The sequence below is a fragment of the Caulobacter radicis genome, assembly GCF_003094615.1.
GTDB lineage: Bacteria > Pseudomonadota > Alphaproteobacteria > Caulobacterales > Caulobacteraceae > Caulobacter > Caulobacter radicis.
In genome coordinates this window covers 22623-42009 of sequence record NZ_QDKO01000024.1, presented here as the reverse complement: position 1 = coordinate 42009, position 19387 = coordinate 22623, and the positions used below count along the sequence as shown (strand labels likewise).

The following is a 19387-nucleotide window of genomic DNA, read 5'->3' as shown; positions in this document are numbered from 1 at the left end:
ATCAGTCGCCAGATTTCTTTTGAAGCACTGCGACCGCTTTCTCGACCGCCACCTGCTTCCCCAGAAATTTGCCCGCGCGTTCCTCACGCGTACCGTAGCGCGCTTTCCAGGCCGCCTCCTTCAAGGCCTCCTCGACGAGCTTGATGTCGGAGCGCTGGTTCATGTCGATGAATCTAGCAGTTCAAGGCCCCCCTCGCCACTCAGCCACACCTGCCAAGCGTCGACGACAGGCTTATAGATCTCTTCGAGATAGCGAAGGCTTCTTGGAAACCGACGCCGGATGTCGTGCTCTGGAATGTCATGACCGCCCATCTCGACCCGCCGCCGCACGCGAGCCAACGAATCTTCGACAGAGGGCAAACGCAGATAGACCAACTCGACGCGGTAGCCCTCGCTTCGCCAGCGCTCGATCCGGCGCGCATACGAACGGCTCGCCAAGGTCGTCTCCAGCGCTATGTCGCGCCTCTCCAGCGTCAGAGCGTCGAGCAGTTCCAGCATCTGCCTTCCAGCCAGCATGTTCGTCGCCGTATCGAGAGATGACAGGCTCATTCGGCGCGCGATCTCGTCTGCGTTGACGAACTCGAACGGCTCGACACGACGCGCCAGCAGAGCATTGGCGAAGGTTGTTTTGCCCGCTCCGTTCGGCCCGGCGATGATCAATACCGTCGGCATATGCCTCCACATGACAAAGGGCCCGGTTCACAAGAACCGAGCCCCGTCAGCTTCATCGCAAGAACGACTTTTGGAAAGCCGTCCCTACTCCGTCTTCAGGTAGATCTCCGACCCCTGCTCGCGGAACTTCTCGCTCATTTCGGCCATGCCCAGCTCGGCCGTGTTCGGCGCCTGGGCGGCGGCGAAGTCGCGGACTTCCTGGCTGATCTTCATCGAGCAGAACTTCGGGCCGCACATCGAGCAGAAGTGCGCGGTCTTGTGCGCCTCCTTGGGCAGGGTCTCGTCGTGGAAGGCCTGGGCGGTCTCGGGGTCGAGGCCGAGGTTGAACTGGTCTTCCCAGCGGAACTCGAACCGCGCCCGGCTGATGGCGTCGTCGCGCATCGACGCGCCCGGGTGGCCCTTGGCGAGATCGGCGGCGTGGGCGGCCAGCTTGTAGGTGACCACGCCGACCTTCACGTCGTTGCGGTCGGGCAGACCCAGGTGCTCCTTGGGCGTGACGTAGCAGAGCATCGCCGTGCCGAACCAGCCGATCATCGCAGCGCCGATCGCCGAGGTGATGTGGTCGTAGCCAGGGGCGATGTCCGTCGTCAACGGACCGAGCGTGTAGAAGGGGGCCTCGTGGCAGTGCTTGAGCTGCTCTTCCATGTTGGCCTTGATCTTGTGCATGGCCACGTGGCCCGGCCCCTCGATCATCACCTGCACGCCGTGGTTCCAGGCCACCTTGGTCAGTTCGCCCAGGGTGCGCAGCTCGGAGAACTGGGCCTCGTCGTTGGCGTCGGCGGTCGAACCTGGACGCAGGCCGTCGCCCAGCGAGAACGACACGTCATAGGCGCGCATGATCTCGCAGATCTCGTCGAAGCGCTCGTAGAGGAAGTTCTCCTTGTGGTGGGCCAGGCACCACTTGGCCATGATCGAGCCGCCGCGCGAGACGATGCCGGTCACGCGCTTGGCGGTCATCGGCACGAACGGCAGGCGCACGCCGGCGTGGATCGTGAAGTAGTCGACGCCCTGCTCGGCCTGCTCGATCAGGGTGTCGCGGAAGACCTCCCAATTCAGGTCCTCGGCCACGCCGCCGACCTTCTCCAGCGCCTGGTAGATCGGCACGGTGCCGATGGGGACGGCGCTGTTGCGGATGATCCAGTCGCGGATGTTGTGGATGTTGCGGCCGGTCGACAGGTCCATGACCGTGTCGGCGCCCCAGCGCGTGGCCCAGACCATCTTGTCGACTTCCTCGGCGACGGTGCCGAGCACGGCCGAGTTGCCGATGTTGGCGTTGATCTTGACCAGGAAGTTGCGGCCGATCGCCATCGGCTCGAGTTCGCCGTGGTTGATGTTGGCCGGGATGATGGCGCGGCCGCGAGCCACTTCCTGGCGCACGAACTCGGGCGTCACGAAGTCGGGGATCGAGGCGCCGAAATCCTCGCCGTCGCGCACGCACGGACGGGTCTGCTCGCGGCGCAGGTTCTCGCGGATGGCGACGTATTCCATCTCGGCGGTGATGATCCCGGCGCGGGCGTATTCCAGCTGGGTGACCAGCTTGCCCTGGGTCCCGCGATAGATCTTGCGGCCGTTGTCGGGGAACTGCGGGGCCAGGTGCTTGCCCTGGGCGAAGCCGTTGTCCTCGGGCTTCACCTCACGCGGATTGGCCACGACCTCGACGTCGCCGCGGGCGACCACCCAGGCGTCGCGGGCGCGGTCCAGGCCCTTGGCGATGTCGATCGTCGCGCTCGGATCGGTATAGGGACCGGACGGATCGTAGATCGTCACCGGCGGCTCGTTGGCCGACGGGTGGACGGCCACCTCCCGGAACGGCACGCGGATGTCGGGGAAGATCTCGCCGGCCTGGTAGACCTTGCGCGATCCCGGCACGGGGCCGGTGGCGACGTCTCCGGTCGCCGGAAGGATGGGGGTTTGAGCGTTCATGTTGCGGGCTCCTCAAGCACTGAAGAGACCCGGACGTGTCGAGCTAAGTCGGTCTTACGGCCTGGATTGTACGTACCAGATCCGCGTTCCCTCCCTTCGCCGGCATGACCCGGATCAGGTTCGACGGGTCAGGGCTCAAGCCCAATCTCAGCCGCGACAGCGACCCCCCGGTGAACAGGGCGGACACTAGGAGGATTGACGCGCGGGTCAAGAGCCCGTCGCGCGGCGCGGGTGACAGGAAATTCACTGGACCCTCGCCCGCCGCAGCGTCGATCAGAGAACGCCATTCTTTCGGAGGTCCGCCTTGATCCGCCGCCTGATCCTGCCCGCGCTCTGCGCCCTTCTCGCCACGCCGGCCCTCGCCCAGGAGACCTATCCGAAGAAGATCCCCTCTTCCGGCGGCGAGGTGATCATCCCCAACGCCCAGCACCAGAAGGCCTATGACGAGATCAGGTACGCCCCGGCGCGGCGCGTGGGCGACACGCTCTACGTCTCGGGCGTGATCGTCGGGCGCGCCCCCGGCGAGGGCACGGACGCCGAGGCGTTCAAAACCCAGGTCCGGCGCGCCTTCAAGGCGCTGAACGCGACGCTGAAGGCTTCGGGCGCCAGCTTCGACGACGTGGCGATGATCAACAGCTTCCACGTCTGGGAAGGCCCCGACCAGCCAGCCCCGCGCTGGGAGCAGATCGCCATGATCAACGCCGTGAAGAGCGAGTTCATCAAGGGTCCCAGCCCCGCCTGGACGGCCGTGGGGACGAGCGGCGTGCTGGCGCCTGGCGGCATCGTCGAGATCCAGGTCATCGCCCACGCTCCGCAGAAGTAGGGGGCGCTGGTTCTCAAGGCGGCGCCTTCCCCCTAGCCTGACCATGACTGGGGGAATCATGGACGACCGCTTTTCGATCGCCGGCATGTTCGGCGCCTTGGGCCGCATGCTGAAGGCCCATGGGGTCGGCATCCTGGCGATCGCGGTGGTGTACGTGCTGGCGCGCGCCGTGCTCGATCTGGCCCTCGGCCGCCTGCCGAACCTCGACGATGCGCCTGTCGCCCACGCCATCGCGGCGGACACGGCGGGCTCGCTGATCCGCCTGGCCCTGGGATCGCTGGTCGGCGGCGCGCTCCTGCATCTCGTGTTGGCGCAGCGGTCCGTATCGTCGGCGGCCAGCGCGGCCCTGTCGAGCTTTCCGGCGATCTACCTGATGGCGGCGCTCATCAGCCTGCCGGCCATCGCCTCGACGGGTCTGGCGGCGATGATCCAGGCGCCGGACGCGACGCTGAAGGACATGGCGATGACCAGCTTGCTGCTGGGCCTGGCGGCCGAGGTCGTCGGCCTGGCGATCTACGCCTTCATCGGCCCAGCCGCCGCCGTCGCCGTCACCGAGACGAGGTCGCCGCGCCAGGCCCTGGGCCGCGCCCTGCAACTGACCAAGGGCCGCCGCTGGCCGCTGTTCTGGATCCAGCTGGGCCTGGTCGTGTTCATCATCGTCCTTCACGCCATCCGGGCCGCGCTGCTCGCGCTGATGATGAAGCCGATAGGGTTCCATCCCACGATCACCTCGACCATGCACGCGCTCACCGGCGTGCTGTCGTGGCTGGTGCTGGCGGCGATCTACCGGGAACTGCGGCGGACCCGGCCGGGCGAAGCGGCCGCCTGAGCCCCTACAGATCGTCCGTCGCGAAGGTGTCGCAGGCGGCGGGCTTGCCGGCGTCATAACCCTTGCCGAACCAGCGCATGCGCTGCTCGCTGGTGCCGTGGGTGAAGCTGTCGGGCATCACCCGCCCTTGCGCCTTGGACTGGATGGCGTCGTCGCCGACGGCGGCCGCCGCCCCCAGGCCGTCCTCGACGTCGGCGCGGGTGATGCGGATGCTGGAGACCTCGGGCGCGTGGCGGGCCCAGACGCCGGCGTAGCAGTCGGCCTGGAGCTCCAGCCGCACCGAGCCGCTCTCGGCGCCGCGACGGCCCAGGCGGTCGGCCTGGCGGGTGGCGCCCAGCTGGTTCTGGATGTGGTGGCCGATCTCGTGGCTGATCACATAGGCGCGGGCGAACTCGCCCTTGGCGCCGAAGCGGCTCTCCAGCTCGTTCCAGAAGCTGAGGTCGAGATAGACCTTGCGGTCGGCCGGGCAATAGAACGGCCCCATCGCCGACTGGCCAAGGCCGCAGCCGGTGCCGGTCTGGTCGTCATAGAGCACGACCGAGGTCGGCGGGACGTAGCGGCCGCCTGACCGGGCGAAGATCGGGCCCCAGACGTCCGTGTTGGAGGTCTCGATGACGTCGACGAAGCGGCCGCCCTCGTCCTGCACCGAGCCGCGCCGGCCTTCCTGCTGCTGGGCCGCCGGCGCCTGGACGCCCTCGACGGCGTTCAGCGTGGTCTGGGGATCGACGCCGAACACGAAATAGCCCACCGCCGCCAGCACCAGGGCGCCTATGCCGCCGCCGGCCGCCGCCACGGGTCCGAGACCGCGCCGGTCCTCGATGTTGCCGGACTGCCGGCCGCCTTCCCATTCCATGCGCGCAAGACCCTCTAGCGATCCGAAGCGGGCTTGATGGCCCGCAGCACTTCATTGCTCCGCGCCAGCCGCGCGTCGGTCAAGCGGTCCAGTTCGTCCAGGCGCAGCGACAGCCCCGCCGACGGATCGCCCCGCTCGGGCAGGACCTCGGCCGGCGGCGGACGATAGGGCTCGCCGGGCGCGCTTCCCTGCGCCTGCAGCGAGCGCAGGGTCTGGGCCGCCGCCGCGCGATCGCGGGCGGCCTGGGCCTGCCGGGCCTGGGCCATCTGCTGCTGGCGCAGGGCCTCGATCTCCATGCGAGCAGCCGCGCGCTCCTGCGCCAGGCTCGCATCCGTCTGGGCGCCCGCCGCGCTCGCCGCCAGCGCCAGAGCCGCCGCGACCGTTCCCGCCAGCAACCGCTTCATGCCACGCCTCCGTCGCCGCCCCGCGCGCCGGAAAAGCGCGGCCTCAGCGGCTCTTGAACGAGAAACGCGCCAGCTCTTCCTTCGGCGCCGCCCATTTCGGATCGAGCTCGGCCGCGCGCTGGAAGTCGTAATAGGCCGCCTTGACGTCGCCGAGGTTCTCATGGGCCAGGGCGCGGTTGTAGTAGGCGCGCTCGGGCTTCTCGACGCCCAGGGCCAGGCCCCGGTCGATCTCGCTCAGCCCCTCGGCGAAGCGATCCTCGGCCACCAGGGCCGCGCCCCGGTTGACATAGACCTCGCCCAGCTTCGGCTCGATGCGGCCGGCCGCGTCGAAATCGGCGCGCGCCTCGACATAGGCCTGGCGGCGCAGCTGGATCACGCCGCGATTGACCAGGGTGCGGGCCCGGTCGCCCAGCGACAGGGTCTCGATCTCCAGCGCCGTGGTGCACAGCCGCATGGTGTCGTTGTCGTAGCGCCCGCGGATCACGGCCTCGGAACAGTCCTTGGCGATGCCGCCGCCGATGATCAGCACCGAGGCGGCCGCGCCGCCGGTCAGCGGCGACATCGCCAGCACGGCGACGCCGAGGATCCAGCCGCGCAGGGTGCGCGCGCCGGAACGGCCGATGCGCGGCGGCGGCCGAGACTTGAGGATCTTGGCTTTCATACGTTTTCTCCCAACGTCCGCCCGGCCTTCCGACGGGCCCGCGGGGATGGGGAAAACCAAGCCGCGGGTACGCGGGGACAGGCTTTTCGAGCCCGGCGACGTCGAGGCCGCCAGGCGAGCGCCAGCATAGCACCGTTTGGGCCCGACGCCTCGCCGAAACGCTTTGCCAGCCGCGCCCGCGCGGCCTATCTCCAGGCGTCCGGATCGGAGTTCCCGCATGCACCTGGCCCGCTTTCCCCGCGCCCGCTTCGCCCACCTGCCGACGCCGCTGGAGCCCCTGCCCCGCCTGGGCGCGGAACTCGGGCTCGACCTGTGGGTAAAGCGCGACGACTGCACGGGCCTGGCCGGCGGCGGCAACAAGACCCGCAAGCTGGAATTCCTGCTCGGCGAGGCCCTGGCCCTGGGCGCCGACACCCTGGTCACGCAAGGCGCGGTGCAGTCCAACCACGTGCGCCAGACGATCGCGGCCGGGGCTCGCTACGGCCTTGCGACCGAAGTCATTCTCGAGGAGCGCACCGGCTCGAAGGCCAGCGACTATGTCGGCAACGGCAACGTGCTGCTCGACCGGCTGATGGGCGCGGCGATCCGCTTCGTGCCGGGCGGGACCGACATGAACGAGGAGCTGGAGGCGACCGCCGAGATCGTCCGCCGGCGCGGCGGCAAGCCCTATGTGATCCCCGGCGGCGGCTCCAACACGGTGGGCGCGCTTGGCTATGTCGACTGCGCCCGCGAACTGGTCGTGCAGGCCGACGGCTTGGACCTGAAGATCGACCGCCTGGTCACCGCCACCGGCAGCGCCGGCACCCATGCGGGCCTGGTGGCCGGCTTTTCGGCGCTGTCGGTCGACGTGCCCATCCTCGGTTTCGGCGTGCGCGCGCCCAAGGCCAAGCAGGAAGAGAACGTCTTCAACCTGGCCGTCGCCACCGCCGAGGTGATCGGAGCCGCCGGCCGGGTGCGGCGCGAGGCCGTCGTGGCCGACTGCGACTATGTGGGCGAAGGCTACGGCCTGGTCGACCAGGGGGTGATCGACGCCCTGGCCCTTGCCGCACGGACGGAAGGCCTGCTGCTGGATCCGGTCTATTCGGGCAAGGCGATGAAGGGCCTGATCGACCAGGCCCGCAAGGGCGCGTTCAAGGGTGAGCGGGTGGTGTTCCTGCACACTGGCGGCGCCCAAGGGCTGTTCGGCTACCAGTCGGTGCTGGAACCGGCGCTGGGCTGAGGAGAGCCGCGATGAGCAAGGTCCTAGGCGTGCTGGGCGGCATGGGTCCGGCCGCCACCCTCGACTTCCTGGCCAAGCTGCAGGCCGCCACGCCCGTGGTCCGCGAGCAGGACCACATCCGGGTGCTGGTCGACATCAATCCCAAAATCCCCGACCGCAATACGCAGGGCGACGCGGCCGGGCCGGTGCTGGCGGCCATGGCCGCGGGGCTGCGCGACGCGGGCGCGCAGGTGCTGGCCATCGCCTGCAACACCGCCCACGCCTTCGCCGAGCAGGTGACGTCCAGCGGCCTGCCGCTGATCGACCTGCCGGAGACGGCGGTGGAGGCCGCCCGCATCGGCGGTGCGACCCGCATCGGCGTGCTAGGCACGGCCGGCGGTCTTTCGATCTATCGCGACCGGCTGGCGCACCTGGGGCTGGAGGCCGTCACCCTGGGCGACCACGAGCAGGTCGAGTTCATGGCCCTGCTCTACCGCATCAAGCGCGGCGACCTGTCGGACGCCTCGCGCCAGACCATGGCGGCGCTGGCCCACCGGCTGGTGGGACTGGGCGCCCAGGCCGTGGTGGCGGGCTGCACCGAAGTGCCGCTGGTCATGGGCCAGGACGACCTGACCGTGCCGTTCGTCGACGCGACGCAGGCGTTGGCCAAGCGGTGCGTGGAGGTTTGCCGGTAACTGGCCAAGGGACCTCCCCCTGTGGGGGAGGCGATCGCGCAGCGATCGGTGGGGGGTGTGGTTGCGAACTCACACATCGTCCCGGAGGCTGAAAACCTCCCCCCTCCGGCCTTCGGCCGCCTCCCCCACGGGGGAGGTTCCTAGATCACCCCCCGAAGATCCGGCGCAGCCAGCGCGGGATGCCGCCGAGGTCCTGTTCCAGCTCACGCTCCAGCCCCTCTTCCTCCGAGGGCGGCTGCACGCGGGGAACCGGCGCCCGGTCGCGGGCGATCAAACCCGCTTTCAGCCCCTGGCCGACGAAGTCGCGCCAGATCTGGGCCGGCAGGCCGCCGCCGGTGACGCCGTTCATCGGCGAGTGGTCGTCGTTGCCGACCCACACCCCGACCACCAGGTCGCCGGTGAAGCCGACGAAGACGGCGTCGCGATGCTCCTGGGTGGTGCCGGTCTTGCCATAGGTCAGCTGGCCGGTGCGGGCCGCGCGGCCCGTGCCTTCCTCGACCACGGCGCCGAGCAGCTCGTAAAGCGCCGCGCGCTGGGCGGTGTCGAGCTGGCGGCTGGGCGGCGGCGCCTCGCCGTCCTTGCGCGGCCTGCCGTAGGGCGCGACCGGCATGTGGCCCGAGGCGACGGCGGCATAGGCGCCAGTCAGCTCCAGCAACGTCGTCTCGGCCGCGCCCAGCGACAGGCTGGGGTCCGTCGCCTTCAGCGGCGAGTTGATACCCAGATCGCGGGCGGCCTGGACCACCGCCTCGCCGCCGGCCGTCTGCCAGATGCGGGCGGCGATGATGTTGTTGGACTGGGCGAAGGCGTCGCGCAGGGTCAGGTCGGTTCCCGCGCCGCCCTCGTAGTTCCTGGGCGTCCAGCCGTTGATGGTCACGGGATCGCCGACCACCCGCATGTCGGGCCGCGCCCCGTCGCGCAGGGCGGCCAGATAGACGAACAGCTTGAAGGCGCTGCCCGGCTGGCGCTTGGCCTGGACGGCGCGATTGAACTGGCTCTTGGCGTAGGAGCGGCCGCCGACCATGGCCACCACCTTGCCGTCGGGGCGCATGGCGACCAGCGCCGCCTGCCCCGCCTTCAGCCGGGTTCCCGACTTGGCCAGGGCGTTGTTGACGGCCTGCTCGGCGCGGCGCTGCAGGCGGCCGTCCAGCGTGGTTGGCACGCGGACCTCACCGTAGCGGGCGGTCTCGAAGGCGTCGGCGATCTGCGGCGAGACCCAGTCAGCGAAATAGCCGCCGACCGGCAGGCTGGCGCGCGTGGCCCGGGCCCGGGCGCCGCGGGCGTTCTGCGCCTGCTCGGGGGTGATGAACTTCACCTCGACCATGTCGGCCAGCACCCGGTCGGCGCGGGCGGCGGCGGCCTTGGGGTTGTCGACGGGATCCAGGCGGCTGGGCGCATTGACCATGCCGGCCAGGATCGCGGCCTGGCCCAGGGTCAGCTTCTCGGGCGGACGGCCGAAATAGTGCCGCGAGGCCGCGCCCAGGCCGTAGACCCCATCGCCGAAATAGATGCTGGAGAGATAGCGGGCGAGGATCTCGTCCTTCGACAGGCGCAGTTCCAGCCAGACGGCGATCACCGCCTCCTGCGCCTTGCGGCGGAGCGTGCGCTCGTTGCTGAGGAAGGCGTTCTTGGCCAGTTGCTGGGTGATGGTGCTGGCGCCCTCGCGGGCCTTGCCGGCCTTTATGTTGACCGCCGCCGCCCGACCCATGCCCCAGATATCCAGGCCGAAGTGGCGGCGAAAGCGCCGGTCCTCGATGGCGATGAAGGCGTCTGGTACGTACTTGGGCAGGTCGGCGACGACGACCGGCGCCTCCTTGTAGGCCCCGCGCCGGGCGAAGGGCTTGCCCTGGGCGTCCAGCAGCACGACGGCGGGGCTGTCCAGCGGCTCCAGCGAGCGCGACAGCGGCAGGCTGACGCCGATCCAGACGAAGGCGGCCAGCAGTGCGGCGAAGACCAGGCCGAGGAAGCCCATCCAGCGCGGATGGCGGCGAACGAAGGCGACGGTTCCACGGGCTCTCGCGGCGACGAAAGCGGCCACGGCCAGCGCGCCATGCCGCGCCTTCACCGTCCAGGATCGCCAGTCGAAATCGGCCACTCGGCCCCCGTTTCCTGTTTCAGCCCTCGCCTGAATGGCAAGAACTTGCGGCAGGAAAGCGTCACAGCAGGCCGGAGGTTTCCGGCCTCAGGCCTGCAGCGCCATGAAGGCGTCCACCCGGTCGAGCGCCGCCAGGGGCGCGCGAAGGGTGCAGACCAGGCCCTCGGGCCGGTAGTCGAGCTCGACCTCTCCGTCCAGTTCGCTGGCCAGGGCCAGTTCGATGATCCGCGAGCCGAAACCGCGCCGCGAAGGCCGCGCCACCGGCGGGCCGCCGCGCTCGGTCCAGGTGACCAGGAGGCGCGCGCCGGGCTGCGAGGTCCAGCGCACCTCGACCTCGCCGCCGGGAACCGACAGGGCGCCGTACTTCAGGGCGTTGATCGCCAGTTCGTGGAAGGCGAGCGCCATGACCACCGCCGGCTTGGGCGAGACCATCAGGTCGGGTCCGTCGACCGCCACCTCGTGGTCGGCGTTGCGATAGGGACGCACCGAGCCCTCGACGATCTGGCGCAGGCTGGCGGCGGCCCAGTTCTCCTCGGTCAGCACGTTGTGGGTGGCGGCGATGGCCATCAGCCGGCCCTCGAAGGCCCGCCGCACGGCCGGATCGACCCCGGCGTTGCGCAGCGACTGGGCGGCGATCGACTGGACGATGGCCAGGGTGTTCTTCACACGATGATTGAGCTCGTTGACCAGCAGCTGGCGGTGGCGCTCGGCCAGCATGGCGGCGGTGACGTCGCGCGAGGCGGCCAGCACCCGCACCACCCTGCCCGCCTCGTCCCGCACCGGGGAAACCGTGGTGTCCCACCAGCGGACATTGCCCCTGGCGGTCGGGCACAGGGCGCGAAACGACGAGGAGCCGCCGGCCAGGGCCTTGCTCAGGGCGTCCTCGACGGCGGGACGGCTTTCGGGCGGCCACATGTCGGGCCAGTAGCGATGGCGGTTTCGGCCCTCGAAATCGTCGATCTCGAACAGTTCGCGGCCGCGCAAGTTCATGTATTCGATCAGGCCGGCGCGACTGAGCACGCGGATGCAGTCCTGGCTGGCTTCCAGCACGCTGTGGAAATAGGCGCCGGCGCTGGCCAGCACGCCATCGTCCGTACGGTCCTGCCCCATGCCCCCTCCGTCGCCCGGCCCCTTGCGGAGCCCGAGTTGCGCGAGGCCGCTACGATCGTCAGGGCGTCCTCGAAGGATCGGCCTCAGCAGGCGGCCGCGGGGGCGTCCTCGGCGCAGGCTTCCATCAGTCCGACCATCGCGGCGGTGATGCGCGAGGTCTGGGCCATGCGGCGAAGGGCGTCGCGGGCGTGGGCGCTGTCGGCGATCTCGGCCTGACGCTCCAGCCGTTCGGCTTCCCTGAGATGATCGTTTTGGCTCGGCATGGTGAGAGTCTTTACTGCGAATGAACGTCGTTCTCCATGCGACCGCGCGACGCAGGCCGAAGGGTTTTGTTAACGCTCTCAGCTGGTTAAGTGCGAAAGCACATATGAAAACACCCCCGGGCCATACGACCCGGGGGTGTCGTCCTGTTCCCCAACAGGACGGCGTCGCCCGCTGCCTTTCCGGCGCGGCGGCGTCGCCTCATGAACCGATGGTGGTCATTTGTTGGATATCGCCTCCTGAGACAACGCGGCGGCCTGTCGCACACGTCTCAGGGGAAATTCGGCGCCGTCTCGCCAACAGGGCGCTTGCCAAGCATGACACCGGTGGACATTGTGTCGCCAAACGCGCGCCGGACCAACGGCGGCAAGGATTCGAGGCCTTCGGCCTCGACGGGGAAGGAAACCAAGGCGCAGCTTGGAAACGAGCGTCGCGACCAGCCTCCGGACCCTGCCGCCTGCGTCCCCGCGTCGCGCCCGCCCGCTCTGGAGTTATCGCGTCGATGCCGCTCAGCCCCCTCTCCCGCCGCCGCCTGCTGGCGACCACCGCTGCCGCCTTCGCCGCCGCCGCGGGCCTGGCGCCCTTCAAGGCCCTGGCGGCCGAGGCGCCGAGCAAGGAAGCGGCGCTGGCGACAATGAAGCGGGCCACCACCTTCATGGTCGAGAAGGTCGCCTACCAGGGCGGCTACGTCTGGAGCTACCTGCCCGACTTCTCGCGTCGCTGGGGCGAGATGGAGGCCTATCCGACGATGATCTGGGTGCAGCCGCCCGGCACGGCGACCATGGGCCACCTGTTCCTCGACGCCTATCACGCCACCGGCGACGAATATTACTACGAGGCCGCCAAGCAGGTGGCCGGCGCCCTGATAAAGATCCAGCATCCGGCCGGCGGCTGGAACTATCTGGGCGACCTGGCCGGCGAGCAGTCCATTCGCAAGTGGTACGACACCATCGGCAAGAACGGCTGGCGGCTCGAGGAATTCCAGCACTACTACGGCAACGCCACCTTCGACGACGCCGGCACGGCCGAAAGCTCGCAGTTCCTGCTGCGGCTCTATGTCGAGAAGAAGGACGAGGCCTTCAAGCCGGCGCTGGACAAGGCCGTCCAGTTCGTCCTCGACAGCCAGTACCCGGTCGGCGGCTGGCCCCAGCGCTTCCCGCTGAAGGACGAGTTCCACCATCACGGCCGGCCCGACTACACCGGCTACATCACCTTCAACGACGACGTGGCCGGCGAGAACATCGAGTTCCTGCTGATGGTCTGGCAGGCGCTGGGCGACCCGCGCGTGCTGCCGGCCGTGAAGAAGGCCATGGACTGCTTCGTCGCCTGCCAGCAGCCCCTGCCCCAGGCCGGCTGGGGCCTGCAGCACAAGGTCTCCGACCTCAAGCCGTCGGGCGCTCGCACCTACGAGCCCGAGGCCTTCGCCACCCACACCACGGCGGCCAACGTCACCGCCTGCATGGGCTTCTACGAGCTGACCGGCGATCCGAAGTACCTGGCGCGCCTAGGTGAAGCGCTGGACTGGCTGGAGACCACCAAGCTGCCGGTCGAACACCAGAAGGGCCGCCAGTTCCCGACCTTCGTCGAGATCGGCACGAACAAGCCTCTGTTCGTGCACCGCACCGGCAGCAACGTCGTCAACGGCCGCTACTATGTCGACGGCAACCCCGAGAATACGGTGGCGCACTACTCGTCGTTCCGGGGCGTCAACATTCCGGCCCTCCGCAAGCGGCTGGAAACCCTGAAGGCCACCCCGCCCGAGGTCGCCAGCAAGGCCTCGCCGCTGAAGGGCGGCCGCCAGGCGCTGCCGAAATACTACACGCTCAAGGACGTGTCGGTGTCGGACCTGAACGTCGGCGCCCTGAAGGGCGACGCGACGGCGGGCGCGCCCGACAAGGCCGCGGGCCTGATCGCGGCGCTGAACGAGGCCGGCTGGTGGCCCACCGAGCTGAAGGCGACCAGCAACCCCTATATCGGCGACGGCTCGCCCACCCCGGCCCCGGGCGACTTCAGCCGCACCCACGTGGGCGACGCGAGCGATACCTCGCCCTACGTCACCGACAAGCCGAAGATCGGCATCTCCACGGGCAGCTACATCGAGAACATGGTCACGCTGCTGAAGTACGTCGGCGCGGCGTAACGATCCTCCCCCTGAAGGGGGAGGTGTCGCGAAGCGACGGATGGGGATGTTGCCTGTGAGCCAACAGCGCCCTCCACGTCAGCGGAGACTTCCCCCTCCGGCCCTCCGGGCCACCTCCCCCTTCGGGGGGAGGACCTAGATAAGCGAAAGCGGCAGCGTCCCGCGGTCCAGCACCCGGCCGTGGAACTCCCGCAGGGTTCCGCCCCAGGCGCGACGCAGCCGCGCCAGTTCCAGCCAATACATCCCCTGCCCGGCCGCCGCGCCCGGGGCGATGGCGGCGCGTTCGACCTCCTGGGTGAAGGGCGCGAAGATCACCGGCGATCCCTGGACGTCCGCCAGGAAGGCCATGGCCCGCTCTGGCGTCCAGCCTTCCATGTGGATCCCGATGTCCATGCGGGCGCGGGCGGCGCGGAACAGGATCCAGTAGAGGCCGCCGATCTCGGCCAGGGGCTCGCCGTCGAAGGCGCCCATCTCCCAGGCCAGGTGCTCGGCATAGACGGCCCAGCCCTCCATCGCCGCCGGACAGGCCACGCGCGAACGGTAAGGGTGCGCGCCCGACAGCGCCTCCTTGGGGATCTGCAACATATGGCCGGGCAGCACCTCGTGATGCACCACGGCCGGCAGGCTCCAGCTGGGCCGATCGCGGATGCGCTTGAGGTCCACGTAATAGGCGCCCGGCTTCGTCCCGTCCGCTGACGGCAGGTCGCGATAGCCCTGACGGCCGGCGGCCTCGTCGGCGGGCGACATGCGGCGTACGGACACCGCGTCGACCGCGCCGGGCAAATCACCAAAGGCCAGGGGCAAACGGGCGCGGGCCTTGGCCAGCCAAGGCGCCATGTCGGCGATGGCGCGGTCACGGCCGGCGTCGTCGTCCGTATAGAGAAAGCGCTCGTCGGCCATCAGCGCCCGCAGGCGCTCGCCCACCCCGCCCTGGCTCAGCCCCTGGGCCTTCAGCAGGACGTCGGCGCGGACGTGCAGGCCCTTGATCGCCTCGTCCAGCCGGCGGCGGGCCTCGACTGGGGCCAAGGGCGCGCCCAGCTGGGTCTTCAGCATGGCGGCGTAATAGGCCCCGCGATCCTTGAAGCGCACGCCGGCGGCGGTCCCGGCGCGAGGCTTCAAGGCCAGCAAGGCGTTGCGCTGGCCGTTCAGCGCGCCCCCCACCGACGGCGAGGATTTCGACCGCGCCTCGACCAGGGCCTTGTCCAGGCGATCGATCAGGAAGGCGGGCGGGACGACCCCGGCGGCGGCGTCCTTGCGGATGCGGTCGGTCTCGGCCTGGATGCGCGCGACCATCGCCGGCGCGGCGTCGCCCCAGGCCTCCGAGGCCTTTTGCCAGGCGCCCGAGCGGGTGGTGACGACATACGGCCCCGCCGCGCCCGCGCCGAACGGAAAGCGGCGCACCAGTTCTGCTTCGGCCGTCGTCGCGATGCGCACGGCGTCGTAGTCGAGGCGGGCTTTGGGCGACAAGTCCTGGGGATCGAGGGCGGCCAGGGCCTTCAGCTTGTCGTCGACCGTTCCGCCCTTGGCGAAGCCGTCCAGCAACGTTTTCAGCACCGCATCGCCAGATTGGGCCAGGGCCGGACCGGCGGCCAGGCTCGCGCCGGCCAGCAGCATCATCGCGCGACGATCGATCATCCGGCCGCCTCCCTCTTGTCTCGTTACCCCCTGTCCTAGCGGGAAAGACACCGGTGTCTAGAGGGGCTGGTCCTCGGCCGCGATCAGGGCCAGCAGGCCGGGGAAGCGGGCCTCGATCTCGTCGCGGCGCAGCTGGGCGGCGCGGCTATTGCCGCGGTCGACCTGGCGGATCAGGCCCGCCTCGCGCAGCACCCGGAAGTGGTGGGTCAGCGAGGCCTTGCTGACCGGCAGGCCGAAGGAGACGCAGGTGCGCTCGGTCGACGGCTCGGCGCGGACCAGCTCGGCGACGACGCGGCGACGCAGGGGATCGGCCAGGGCCGCCAGCAAGGCGCCCAGCTGCATTTCCTCGGGTTCGGGGTGGCCGTCGGCGTCGGGCATCAGGTCTCCAGATCAAAGGTAAGGATTGAACCTTACCTACAAGGCGCTTTAGGTAAGCACATATCCTTACCTATGAGGCCCAGCATGTCCAACTCCCTCTTCGGCCCGCCCTTGCCCGACGCCGGCGAGACCGGCCCCTACGCGCTGGTCGGCACGGCCCGCGCCCGTCCCGGCATGGCCGACCAGCTGGAGGCGCGCCTAGTGTCGCTGGTGGAGCCGACGCGCCAGGAGGCCGGCTGCGTGGCCTATCACGTGCATCGCGACCGCGCCGACCGCGACCTCTTCGTGTTCTACGAGGCCTGGAGCGACCGCGCCGCGCTGCTGAAGCACTTCGAAGAGCCCTACATCCTCGGCTTCCTGGCCGACCGCGCCGACTATCTGGACGGCGAGCTCAAGGTCCGCTGGCTGCGGATGAGTAGCCCGGCCGCCTAGCGACGCGCGGCTGGGTGCAGTAGCGCGCAATACATTCACAGATTGCAAAATCGATGAATTCTCTCGAAGGTGCCGACGGCGCCTTCGGGGGGCGACCATCCAGTCATGCCGACGACAGCGCGCCCGTTCCCGGGCGGGCGGCGCGGCCGCCCCCCATGGCGCCAGCTGTCTTCGAGGACGCCCTTCGCGCCCGAAAGACCCAGTAGCCAGTCAGCGTCCGCGTCCAGCCCATCGCGCGCGGTCCATGTCGGCCGCCGCTTTCCCACGGAGGTACGACCCGATGACTTCGACCAATCGCCGCGCCCTGATCGCCTCGGCCTTCGCCCTGGCCGCCGTCACGGGCGCCTCGGCGCCGGCCGCCGCGCAAGCGATAACCCCCAGGATCTCCGAAGCGGAGGTCCGCGCCGCCGCCGAGGCCTGGGGCAAGGGCCTGGTGTCCATCTCGCTGGCCTATGACGAGAACGAGAACAACTTCGAGAAGGCCAAGGCCGTCGCCAGCGACTTCATCGACAAGGCCTACGGCTATCAACTCGGTCCGGTGCTGTTCAAGCCGACCCTGACCCGCGAACCTCAGACCTTCCGCACGACCAAGGCCGGCGCCCTGGCCTATTTCGTCGGCCACGACAAAGCCTATCCCTATGACGACGGGTTCGCCCTGCTGCCGTGGCGCAGCGTGAGCTACAAGCCCGTCGGCATCCAGATCAACGGCGCGGTGGCCAGCACGATGGGCAAGCTGGAACTGCGCGACAAGAACGACAACCCGACCGTGGTCGACAAGACCTGGGTGTTCAAGAAGGACGACCGCGGCGTGGTGCGGATCATCGTGCACCACTCCTCGCTGCCGTTCGTCGGCTACTAGCGGCCGGTCCAGGAGCGCGCCGGAATTGCGCGCGCTCCACGGCAAGGCGTGACAACGCTGTCAGATATCGCCTAGGGTCTCGCCGGGGCGCGAAAAGACGCCCATCTGTTTCGCGTCCCGGAGGAAGCCCTTGCCGCACCTTTCGATGCCCGCCCTGCTGGCGGCGACCGCGCTGACCGCCTTGGCCGCCCTCGCCTCGCCCAGCCTGGCGGCGGAACCGATCACCCCGATCCGCCTGAACCAGGTCGGCCTGCTGGAAAGCGCGGGCAAGCTGGCGGTGCTGCCGGAGACCTCGACGACGCCCCTGGCCTGGACGCTGGAAGACAAGGACGGCCGCGTCGTCGCCAAGGGCCAGACCCGCGTGGTCGGCCCCGACGCGGCCTCGGGCGAAAGCCTGCACCAGATCGATTTCTCGGCCGCCCCGGCCGGCTACGGCTATCGGCTGAAGGTCGGCCAGCGGGCCAGCCGGCCGTTCGCGATCGACGCCCATCCCTACGCGCGGCTCAAGCGCGACGCTCTCGCCTTCTTCTACCAGAACCGCAGCGGGGTCGCGATCGAGGCGCGGTTCGGCGACGACCCCAAGCTGGCCCGCCCGGCCGCCCACGCCCCCGACCGCGCCACCTGCTTCAACGGCCAGGACCAGCGGGGCCAGGTCTGGGCCGGCTGCGGCTATGAGCTCAACGCCAGCAAGGGCTGGTACGACGCCGGCGACCACGGCAAGTACGTGGTCAATGGCGGAATCGCCGTCTGGACGCTGGTGAACTATCACGAGCGGCTGACGGCCCGCGGCAGGACGCCCGACTTCGCCGACGGCGCCCAGCGCATCCCCGAGGCCGGCAACGGCGTCTCCGACCTGCTGGACGAGGCCCGCTGGGAGCTTGAGTTCCTGCTGCGCATGCAGGTCCCGCCCGGAACGACCATGGCCCTGCCGATCGGCAAGCAGGACAAGGGACAGCTGGCGCTGACCGATGTCGACGCCTCGGGCATGGCCCACCAGAAGCTGACCGACGCCTACTGGACCGGCGTGCCGACCGCGCCGCACGAGGATCCGGCCCCGCGCTATCTGTTCCACCCGACCACAGGCGCGACGCTGAACCTGGCCGCCGTCGCCGCCCAGTGCGCACGAGTGTGGAAGGACGTCGACCCGGCCTTCTCGGCCCGCTGCCTGAAGGTCGCCCGATCCGCGTTTGACGCCGCGCGGCGCAATCCGGAGGTCTATGCCCACAGCCAGTTCAACGGCGGGGGCGGCTATGGCGACGGCGAGTTGTCGGACGAGTTGTTCTGGGCCGCCGCCGAGCTGTGGGCGACCACCGGCGAGGGATCTTACGGCGAGGTCGTCACCGCCTCGCCCTACATGCCGGCCGCCGGCAAGCCGGCCGAGGCGCCGGGCTGGGGCTCGACCTCGACGCTGGGCGTGATCTCGCTGGCCCTGTCCGACAAGGTCCCGGCCCAGGTGCGCGACGCCGCCCGCGCCGGCGTGGTCGCCGCCGCCGACAGGTACGCCGCCGAGGACCTTCAGGCCGGCTATCGCCTGCCGGACGCGGGGACGCGCTATGTCTGGGGCTCGAACGGCGTGGTCATGAACCGCGCCATGGTGCTGGGCCTGGCCTACGACTTCACCGGCAAGGCCGCCTATCGTCAGGCCGCCGCCGACGCCATGGACTACGTGCTGGGCCGCAATCCGCTGGACCAGTCCTACGTCACCGGCTGGGGAGCGCAGCCGATGAAGCATCCGCACCACCGCTTCTGGGTGGGCAAGGGCAAGTATCCGGCCCCGCCGCCCGGCGTGATCTCGGGCGGCCCCAACAACACCGCCTTCAGCGACGAGGTGGCCAAGGCGATGGAAGGCAAGTGCGCGGCCCAGACCTGCTGGACCGACAGCATCGACGCCTTCACCCAGAACGAGGTGGCGGTGAACTGGAACGCGCCGTTCTTCTGGGTGGCGGCGTTCCTCGACGAGGGGTGAGCCCGCCTAGCGCCGCGACGCGGCCGAGAGGGCCGAGATCTCTGCGGACGTCAGACGACGCACCTCGGCCACCCGGCAATGCCGCGGGCCGGCGGCGGTCTTGGCGATCACGTCAGCGATCTCGCCCGGGCAGATGATGTCGCTGCCGCTCGAGCGGACATTGATCTTCTCGGCGGCGTTCAGGCCGTCGCAGTCGCTGGCCAGGCGCAGCCGATAGATGCCCTGGGTGGACTGGACGTAGACGGTGTTGTCGCCCGAACGGTTGGCGCCGGTGATCACCGCCCCGTTGAAGCACTGCCGGGCGTTGTCGCGCGGCAGCACGCTGGAATAGGCCCGCAGCTGGGCGCCGTGATCGAACACCTGGCCGTTGTCGGCTACGGCCGGCGCTGCGCCGAGGGCCAGTGCGGCCAAGGCGATGAGAGACGCGGACTTCATGGGCGGACCTCGCGACTGTCT

General features: G+C 69.7%; 20 protein-coding genes and 1 riboswitch. Of the genes, 8 read left to right on the top strand and 12 right to left on the bottom strand.

The window, feature by feature from the left end; genetic code table 11:
* Position 1: 1 nt before the first annotated feature.
* From DDF62_RS25675 to thiC, 3 genes are all read right to left on the bottom strand, one after another.
* Positions 2 to 163, bottom strand: a complete 162-nt coding sequence (locus tag DDF62_RS25675; RefSeq protein ID WP_165832261.1) for a hypothetical protein — start codon at positions 161 to 163, stop codon at positions 2 to 4.
* Positions 160 to 672, bottom strand: coding sequence for an ATPase (locus DDF62_RS15260; protein WP_116489889.1), 513 nt, complete (start codon positions 670 to 672; stop codon positions 160 to 162). The genes DDF62_RS25675 and DDF62_RS15260 overlap by 4 nt, the downstream gene beginning before the upstream one ends.
* 84 nt (positions 673 to 756) lie before the next feature.
* Positions 757 to 2595 (bottom strand): phosphomethylpyrimidine synthase ThiC, encoded by a 1839-nt coding sequence (gene thiC, locus DDF62_RS15255; RefSeq protein ID WP_116489888.1) that lies wholly within the window; start codon positions 2593 to 2595, stop codon positions 757 to 759.
* A gap of 74 nt (positions 2596 to 2669) precedes the next feature.
* Positions 2670 to 2775: riboswitch (TPP riboswitch) on the bottom strand.
* 124 nt (positions 2776 to 2899) lie between these two features.
* Here thiC and DDF62_RS15250 point away from each other — a divergent pair.
* Positions 2900 to 3418 (top strand): RidA family protein, encoded by a 519-nt coding sequence (locus DDF62_RS15250; protein WP_116489887.1) that lies wholly within the window; start codon positions 2900 to 2902, stop codon positions 3416 to 3418.
* A 58-nt stretch (positions 3419 to 3476) separates the two neighbouring features.
* Positions 3477 to 4247 carry a hypothetical protein gene (locus DDF62_RS15245; RefSeq protein WP_116489886.1) on the top strand — a complete coding sequence of 257 codons (771 nt, stop codon included), beginning with the start codon at positions 3477 to 3479 and terminating at the stop codon, positions 4245 to 4247.
* A gap of 4 nt (positions 4248 to 4251) precedes the next feature.
* Here DDF62_RS15245 and ypfJ read toward each other — a convergent pair whose 3' ends face one another.
* From ypfJ to DDF62_RS15230, 3 genes are read right to left on the bottom strand one after another with little or no spacing between them, the layout of a single operon-like run.
* Positions 4252 to 5100 (bottom strand): KPN_02809 family neutral zinc metallopeptidase, encoded by an 849-nt coding sequence (ypfJ, locus tag DDF62_RS15240; protein ID WP_116489885.1) that lies wholly within the window; start codon positions 5098 to 5100, stop codon positions 4252 to 4254.
* A 14-nt stretch (positions 5101 to 5114) separates the two neighbouring features.
* Positions 5115 to 5504: a hypothetical protein gene (locus DDF62_RS15235; protein WP_116489884.1), complete on the bottom strand. Its 390-nt coding sequence runs from the start codon at positions 5502 to 5504 to the stop codon at positions 5115 to 5117.
* 43 nt (positions 5505 to 5547) lie between these two features.
* Entirely contained in the window at positions 5548 to 6165 is a 618-nt protein-coding gene (locus DDF62_RS15230; RefSeq protein WP_116489883.1) for a tetratricopeptide repeat protein, read from the bottom strand.
* 217 nt (positions 6166 to 6382) lie between these two features.
* On the opposite strand from DDF62_RS15230, the gene cuyA reads away from it, so the two are divergent.
* Together cuyA and cuyB are read left to right on the top strand one after the other, a co-directional pair.
* Positions 6383 to 7384, top strand: a complete 1002-nt coding sequence (gene cuyA, locus DDF62_RS15225; protein ID WP_116489882.1) for a D-cysteate sulfo-lyase — start codon at positions 6383 to 6385, stop codon at positions 7382 to 7384.
* Positions 7385 to 7395: 11 nt separating this feature from the next.
* Positions 7396 to 8058 carry a cysteate racemase gene (gene cuyB / locus DDF62_RS15220; protein WP_116489881.1) on the top strand — a complete coding sequence of 221 codons (663 nt, stop codon included), beginning with the start codon at positions 7396 to 7398 and terminating at the stop codon, positions 8056 to 8058.
* A 145-nt stretch (positions 8059 to 8203) separates the two neighbouring features.
* Here the strand turns inward: cuyB and DDF62_RS15215 are convergent, their stop codons facing one another.
* The 3 genes from DDF62_RS15215 to DDF62_RS15205 all read right to left on the bottom strand — a co-directional run bounded on the left by DDF62_RS15215 (position 8204) and on the right by DDF62_RS15205 (position 11523).
* The gene (locus tag DDF62_RS15215; protein WP_244286831.1) at positions 8204 to 10150 is read right to left on the bottom strand and encodes a transglycosylase domain-containing protein; all 1947 of its coding nucleotides are present in this window, start codon (positions 10148 to 10150) and stop codon (positions 8204 to 8206) included.
* 87 nt (positions 10151 to 10237) lie between these two features.
* A complete protein-coding gene (locus DDF62_RS15210; protein ID WP_116489880.1) occupies positions 10238 to 11260 on the bottom strand; it encodes a sensor histidine kinase in 1023 nt (340 codons plus the stop codon).
* An 83-nt stretch (positions 11261 to 11343) separates the two neighbouring features.
* Complete coding sequence (locus DDF62_RS15205) at positions 11344 to 11523, bottom strand: hypothetical protein (protein ID WP_116489879.1); 180 nt, start codon at positions 11521 to 11523, stop codon at positions 11344 to 11346.
* Positions 11524 to 12023: 500 nt separating this feature from the next.
* On the opposite strand from DDF62_RS15205, the gene DDF62_RS15200 reads away from it, so the two are divergent.
* Complete coding sequence (locus DDF62_RS15200; RefSeq protein ID WP_116489878.1) at positions 12024 to 13661, top strand: pectate lyase; 1638 nt, start codon at positions 12024 to 12026, stop codon at positions 13659 to 13661.
* 135 nt (positions 13662 to 13796) lie between these two features.
* On the opposite strand, the gene DDF62_RS15195 is transcribed toward DDF62_RS15200, so the two are convergent.
* Entirely contained in the window at positions 13797 to 15296 is a 1500-nt protein-coding gene (locus DDF62_RS15195; RefSeq protein ID WP_208866877.1) for a DUF885 domain-containing protein, read from the bottom strand.
* A 57-nt stretch (positions 15297 to 15353) separates the two neighbouring features.
* Positions 15354 to 15674, bottom strand: coding sequence for an ArsR/SmtB family transcription factor (locus DDF62_RS15190; protein WP_116489877.1), 321 nt, complete (start codon positions 15672 to 15674; stop codon positions 15354 to 15356).
* A gap of 84 nt (positions 15675 to 15758) precedes the next feature.
* Here DDF62_RS15190 and DDF62_RS15185 point away from each other — a divergent pair, with 84 nt between their 5' ends.
* The 3 genes from DDF62_RS15185 (at position 15759) to DDF62_RS15175 (ending at position 18931) form a co-directional block, all read left to right on the top strand.
* On the top strand, positions 15759 to 16106 hold the full coding sequence (locus tag DDF62_RS15185) for a putative quinol monooxygenase (RefSeq protein ID WP_116489876.1): 348 nt from the start codon (positions 15759 to 15761) through the stop codon (positions 16104 to 16106).
* Positions 16107 to 16386: 280 nt separating this feature from the next.
* Positions 16387 to 16965 carry a hypothetical protein gene (locus DDF62_RS15180; protein ID WP_116489875.1) on the top strand — a complete coding sequence of 193 codons (579 nt, stop codon included), beginning with the start codon at positions 16387 to 16389 and terminating at the stop codon, positions 16963 to 16965.
* 130 nt (positions 16966 to 17095) lie between these two features.
* The gene (locus DDF62_RS15175) at positions 17096 to 18931 is read left to right on the top strand and encodes a glycoside hydrolase family 9 protein (protein ID WP_165832260.1); all 1836 of its coding nucleotides are present in this window, start codon (positions 17096 to 17098) and stop codon (positions 18929 to 18931) included.
* Positions 18932 to 18937: 6 nt separating this feature from the next.
* Here DDF62_RS15175 and DDF62_RS15170 read toward each other — a convergent pair whose 3' ends face one another.
* A complete protein-coding gene (locus tag DDF62_RS15170; protein WP_116489873.1) occupies positions 18938 to 19366 on the bottom strand; it encodes a DUF6491 family protein in 429 nt (142 codons plus the stop codon).
* Positions 19367 to 19387: the final 21 nt, after the last annotated feature.

What these genes read in the sequence shown, in the direction of transcription:
- DDF62_RS25675 (WP_165832261.1), bottom strand. Translation starts at nt 163, where the DNA reads ATGAACCAGCGCTCCGACATCAAGCTCGTCGAGGAGGCCTTGAAGGAG.
- DDF62_RS15260 (WP_116489889.1), bottom strand. Translation starts at nt 672, where the DNA reads ATGCCGACGGTATTGATCATCGCCGGGCCGAACGGAGCGGGCAAAACA.
- thiC (WP_116489888.1), bottom strand. Translation starts at nt 2,595, where the DNA reads ATGAACGCTCAAACCCCCATCCTTCCGGCGACCGGAGACGTCGCCACC.
- DDF62_RS15245 (WP_116489886.1), top strand. Translation starts at nt 3,477, where the DNA reads ATGGACGACCGCTTTTCGATCGCCGGCATGTTCGGCGCCTTGGGCCGC.
- ypfJ (WP_116489885.1), bottom strand. Translation starts at nt 5,100, where the DNA reads ATGGAATGGGAAGGCGGCCGGCAGTCCGGCAACATCGAGGACCGGCGC.
- DDF62_RS15235 (WP_116489884.1), bottom strand. Translation starts at nt 5,504, where the DNA reads ATGAAGCGGTTGCTGGCGGGAACGGTCGCGGCGGCTCTGGCGCTGGCG.
- DDF62_RS15230 (WP_116489883.1), bottom strand. Translation starts at nt 6,165, where the DNA reads ATGAAAGCCAAGATCCTCAAGTCTCGGCCGCCGCCGCGCATCGGCCGT.
- cuyA (WP_116489882.1), top strand. Translation starts at nt 6,383, where the DNA reads ATGCACCTGGCCCGCTTTCCCCGCGCCCGCTTCGCCCACCTGCCGACG.
- cuyB (WP_116489881.1), top strand. Translation starts at nt 7,396, where the DNA reads ATGAGCAAGGTCCTAGGCGTGCTGGGCGGCATGGGTCCGGCCGCCACC.
- DDF62_RS15210 (WP_116489880.1), bottom strand. Translation starts at nt 11,260, where the DNA reads ATGGGGCAGGACCGTACGGACGATGGCGTGCTGGCCAGCGCCGGCGCC.
- DDF62_RS15205 (WP_116489879.1), bottom strand. Translation starts at nt 11,523, where the DNA reads ATGCCGAGCCAAAACGATCATCTCAGGGAAGCCGAACGGCTGGAGCGT.
- DDF62_RS15200 (WP_116489878.1), top strand. Translation starts at nt 12,024, where the DNA reads ATGCCGCTCAGCCCCCTCTCCCGCCGCCGCCTGCTGGCGACCACCGCT.
- DDF62_RS15195 (WP_208866877.1), bottom strand. Translation starts at nt 15,296, where the DNA reads ATGATCGATCGTCGCGCGATGATGCTGCTGGCCGGCGCGAGCCTGGCC.
- DDF62_RS15190 (WP_116489877.1), bottom strand. Translation starts at nt 15,674, where the DNA reads ATGCCCGACGCCGACGGCCACCCCGAACCCGAGGAAATGCAGCTGGGC.
- DDF62_RS15185 (WP_116489876.1), top strand. Translation starts at nt 15,759, where the DNA reads ATGTCCAACTCCCTCTTCGGCCCGCCCTTGCCCGACGCCGGCGAGACC.
- DDF62_RS15180 (WP_116489875.1), top strand. Translation starts at nt 16,387, where the DNA reads ATGACTTCGACCAATCGCCGCGCCCTGATCGCCTCGGCCTTCGCCCTG.
- DDF62_RS15170 (WP_116489873.1), bottom strand. Translation starts at nt 19,366, where the DNA reads ATGAAGTCCGCGTCTCTCATCGCCTTGGCCGCACTGGCCCTCGGCGCA.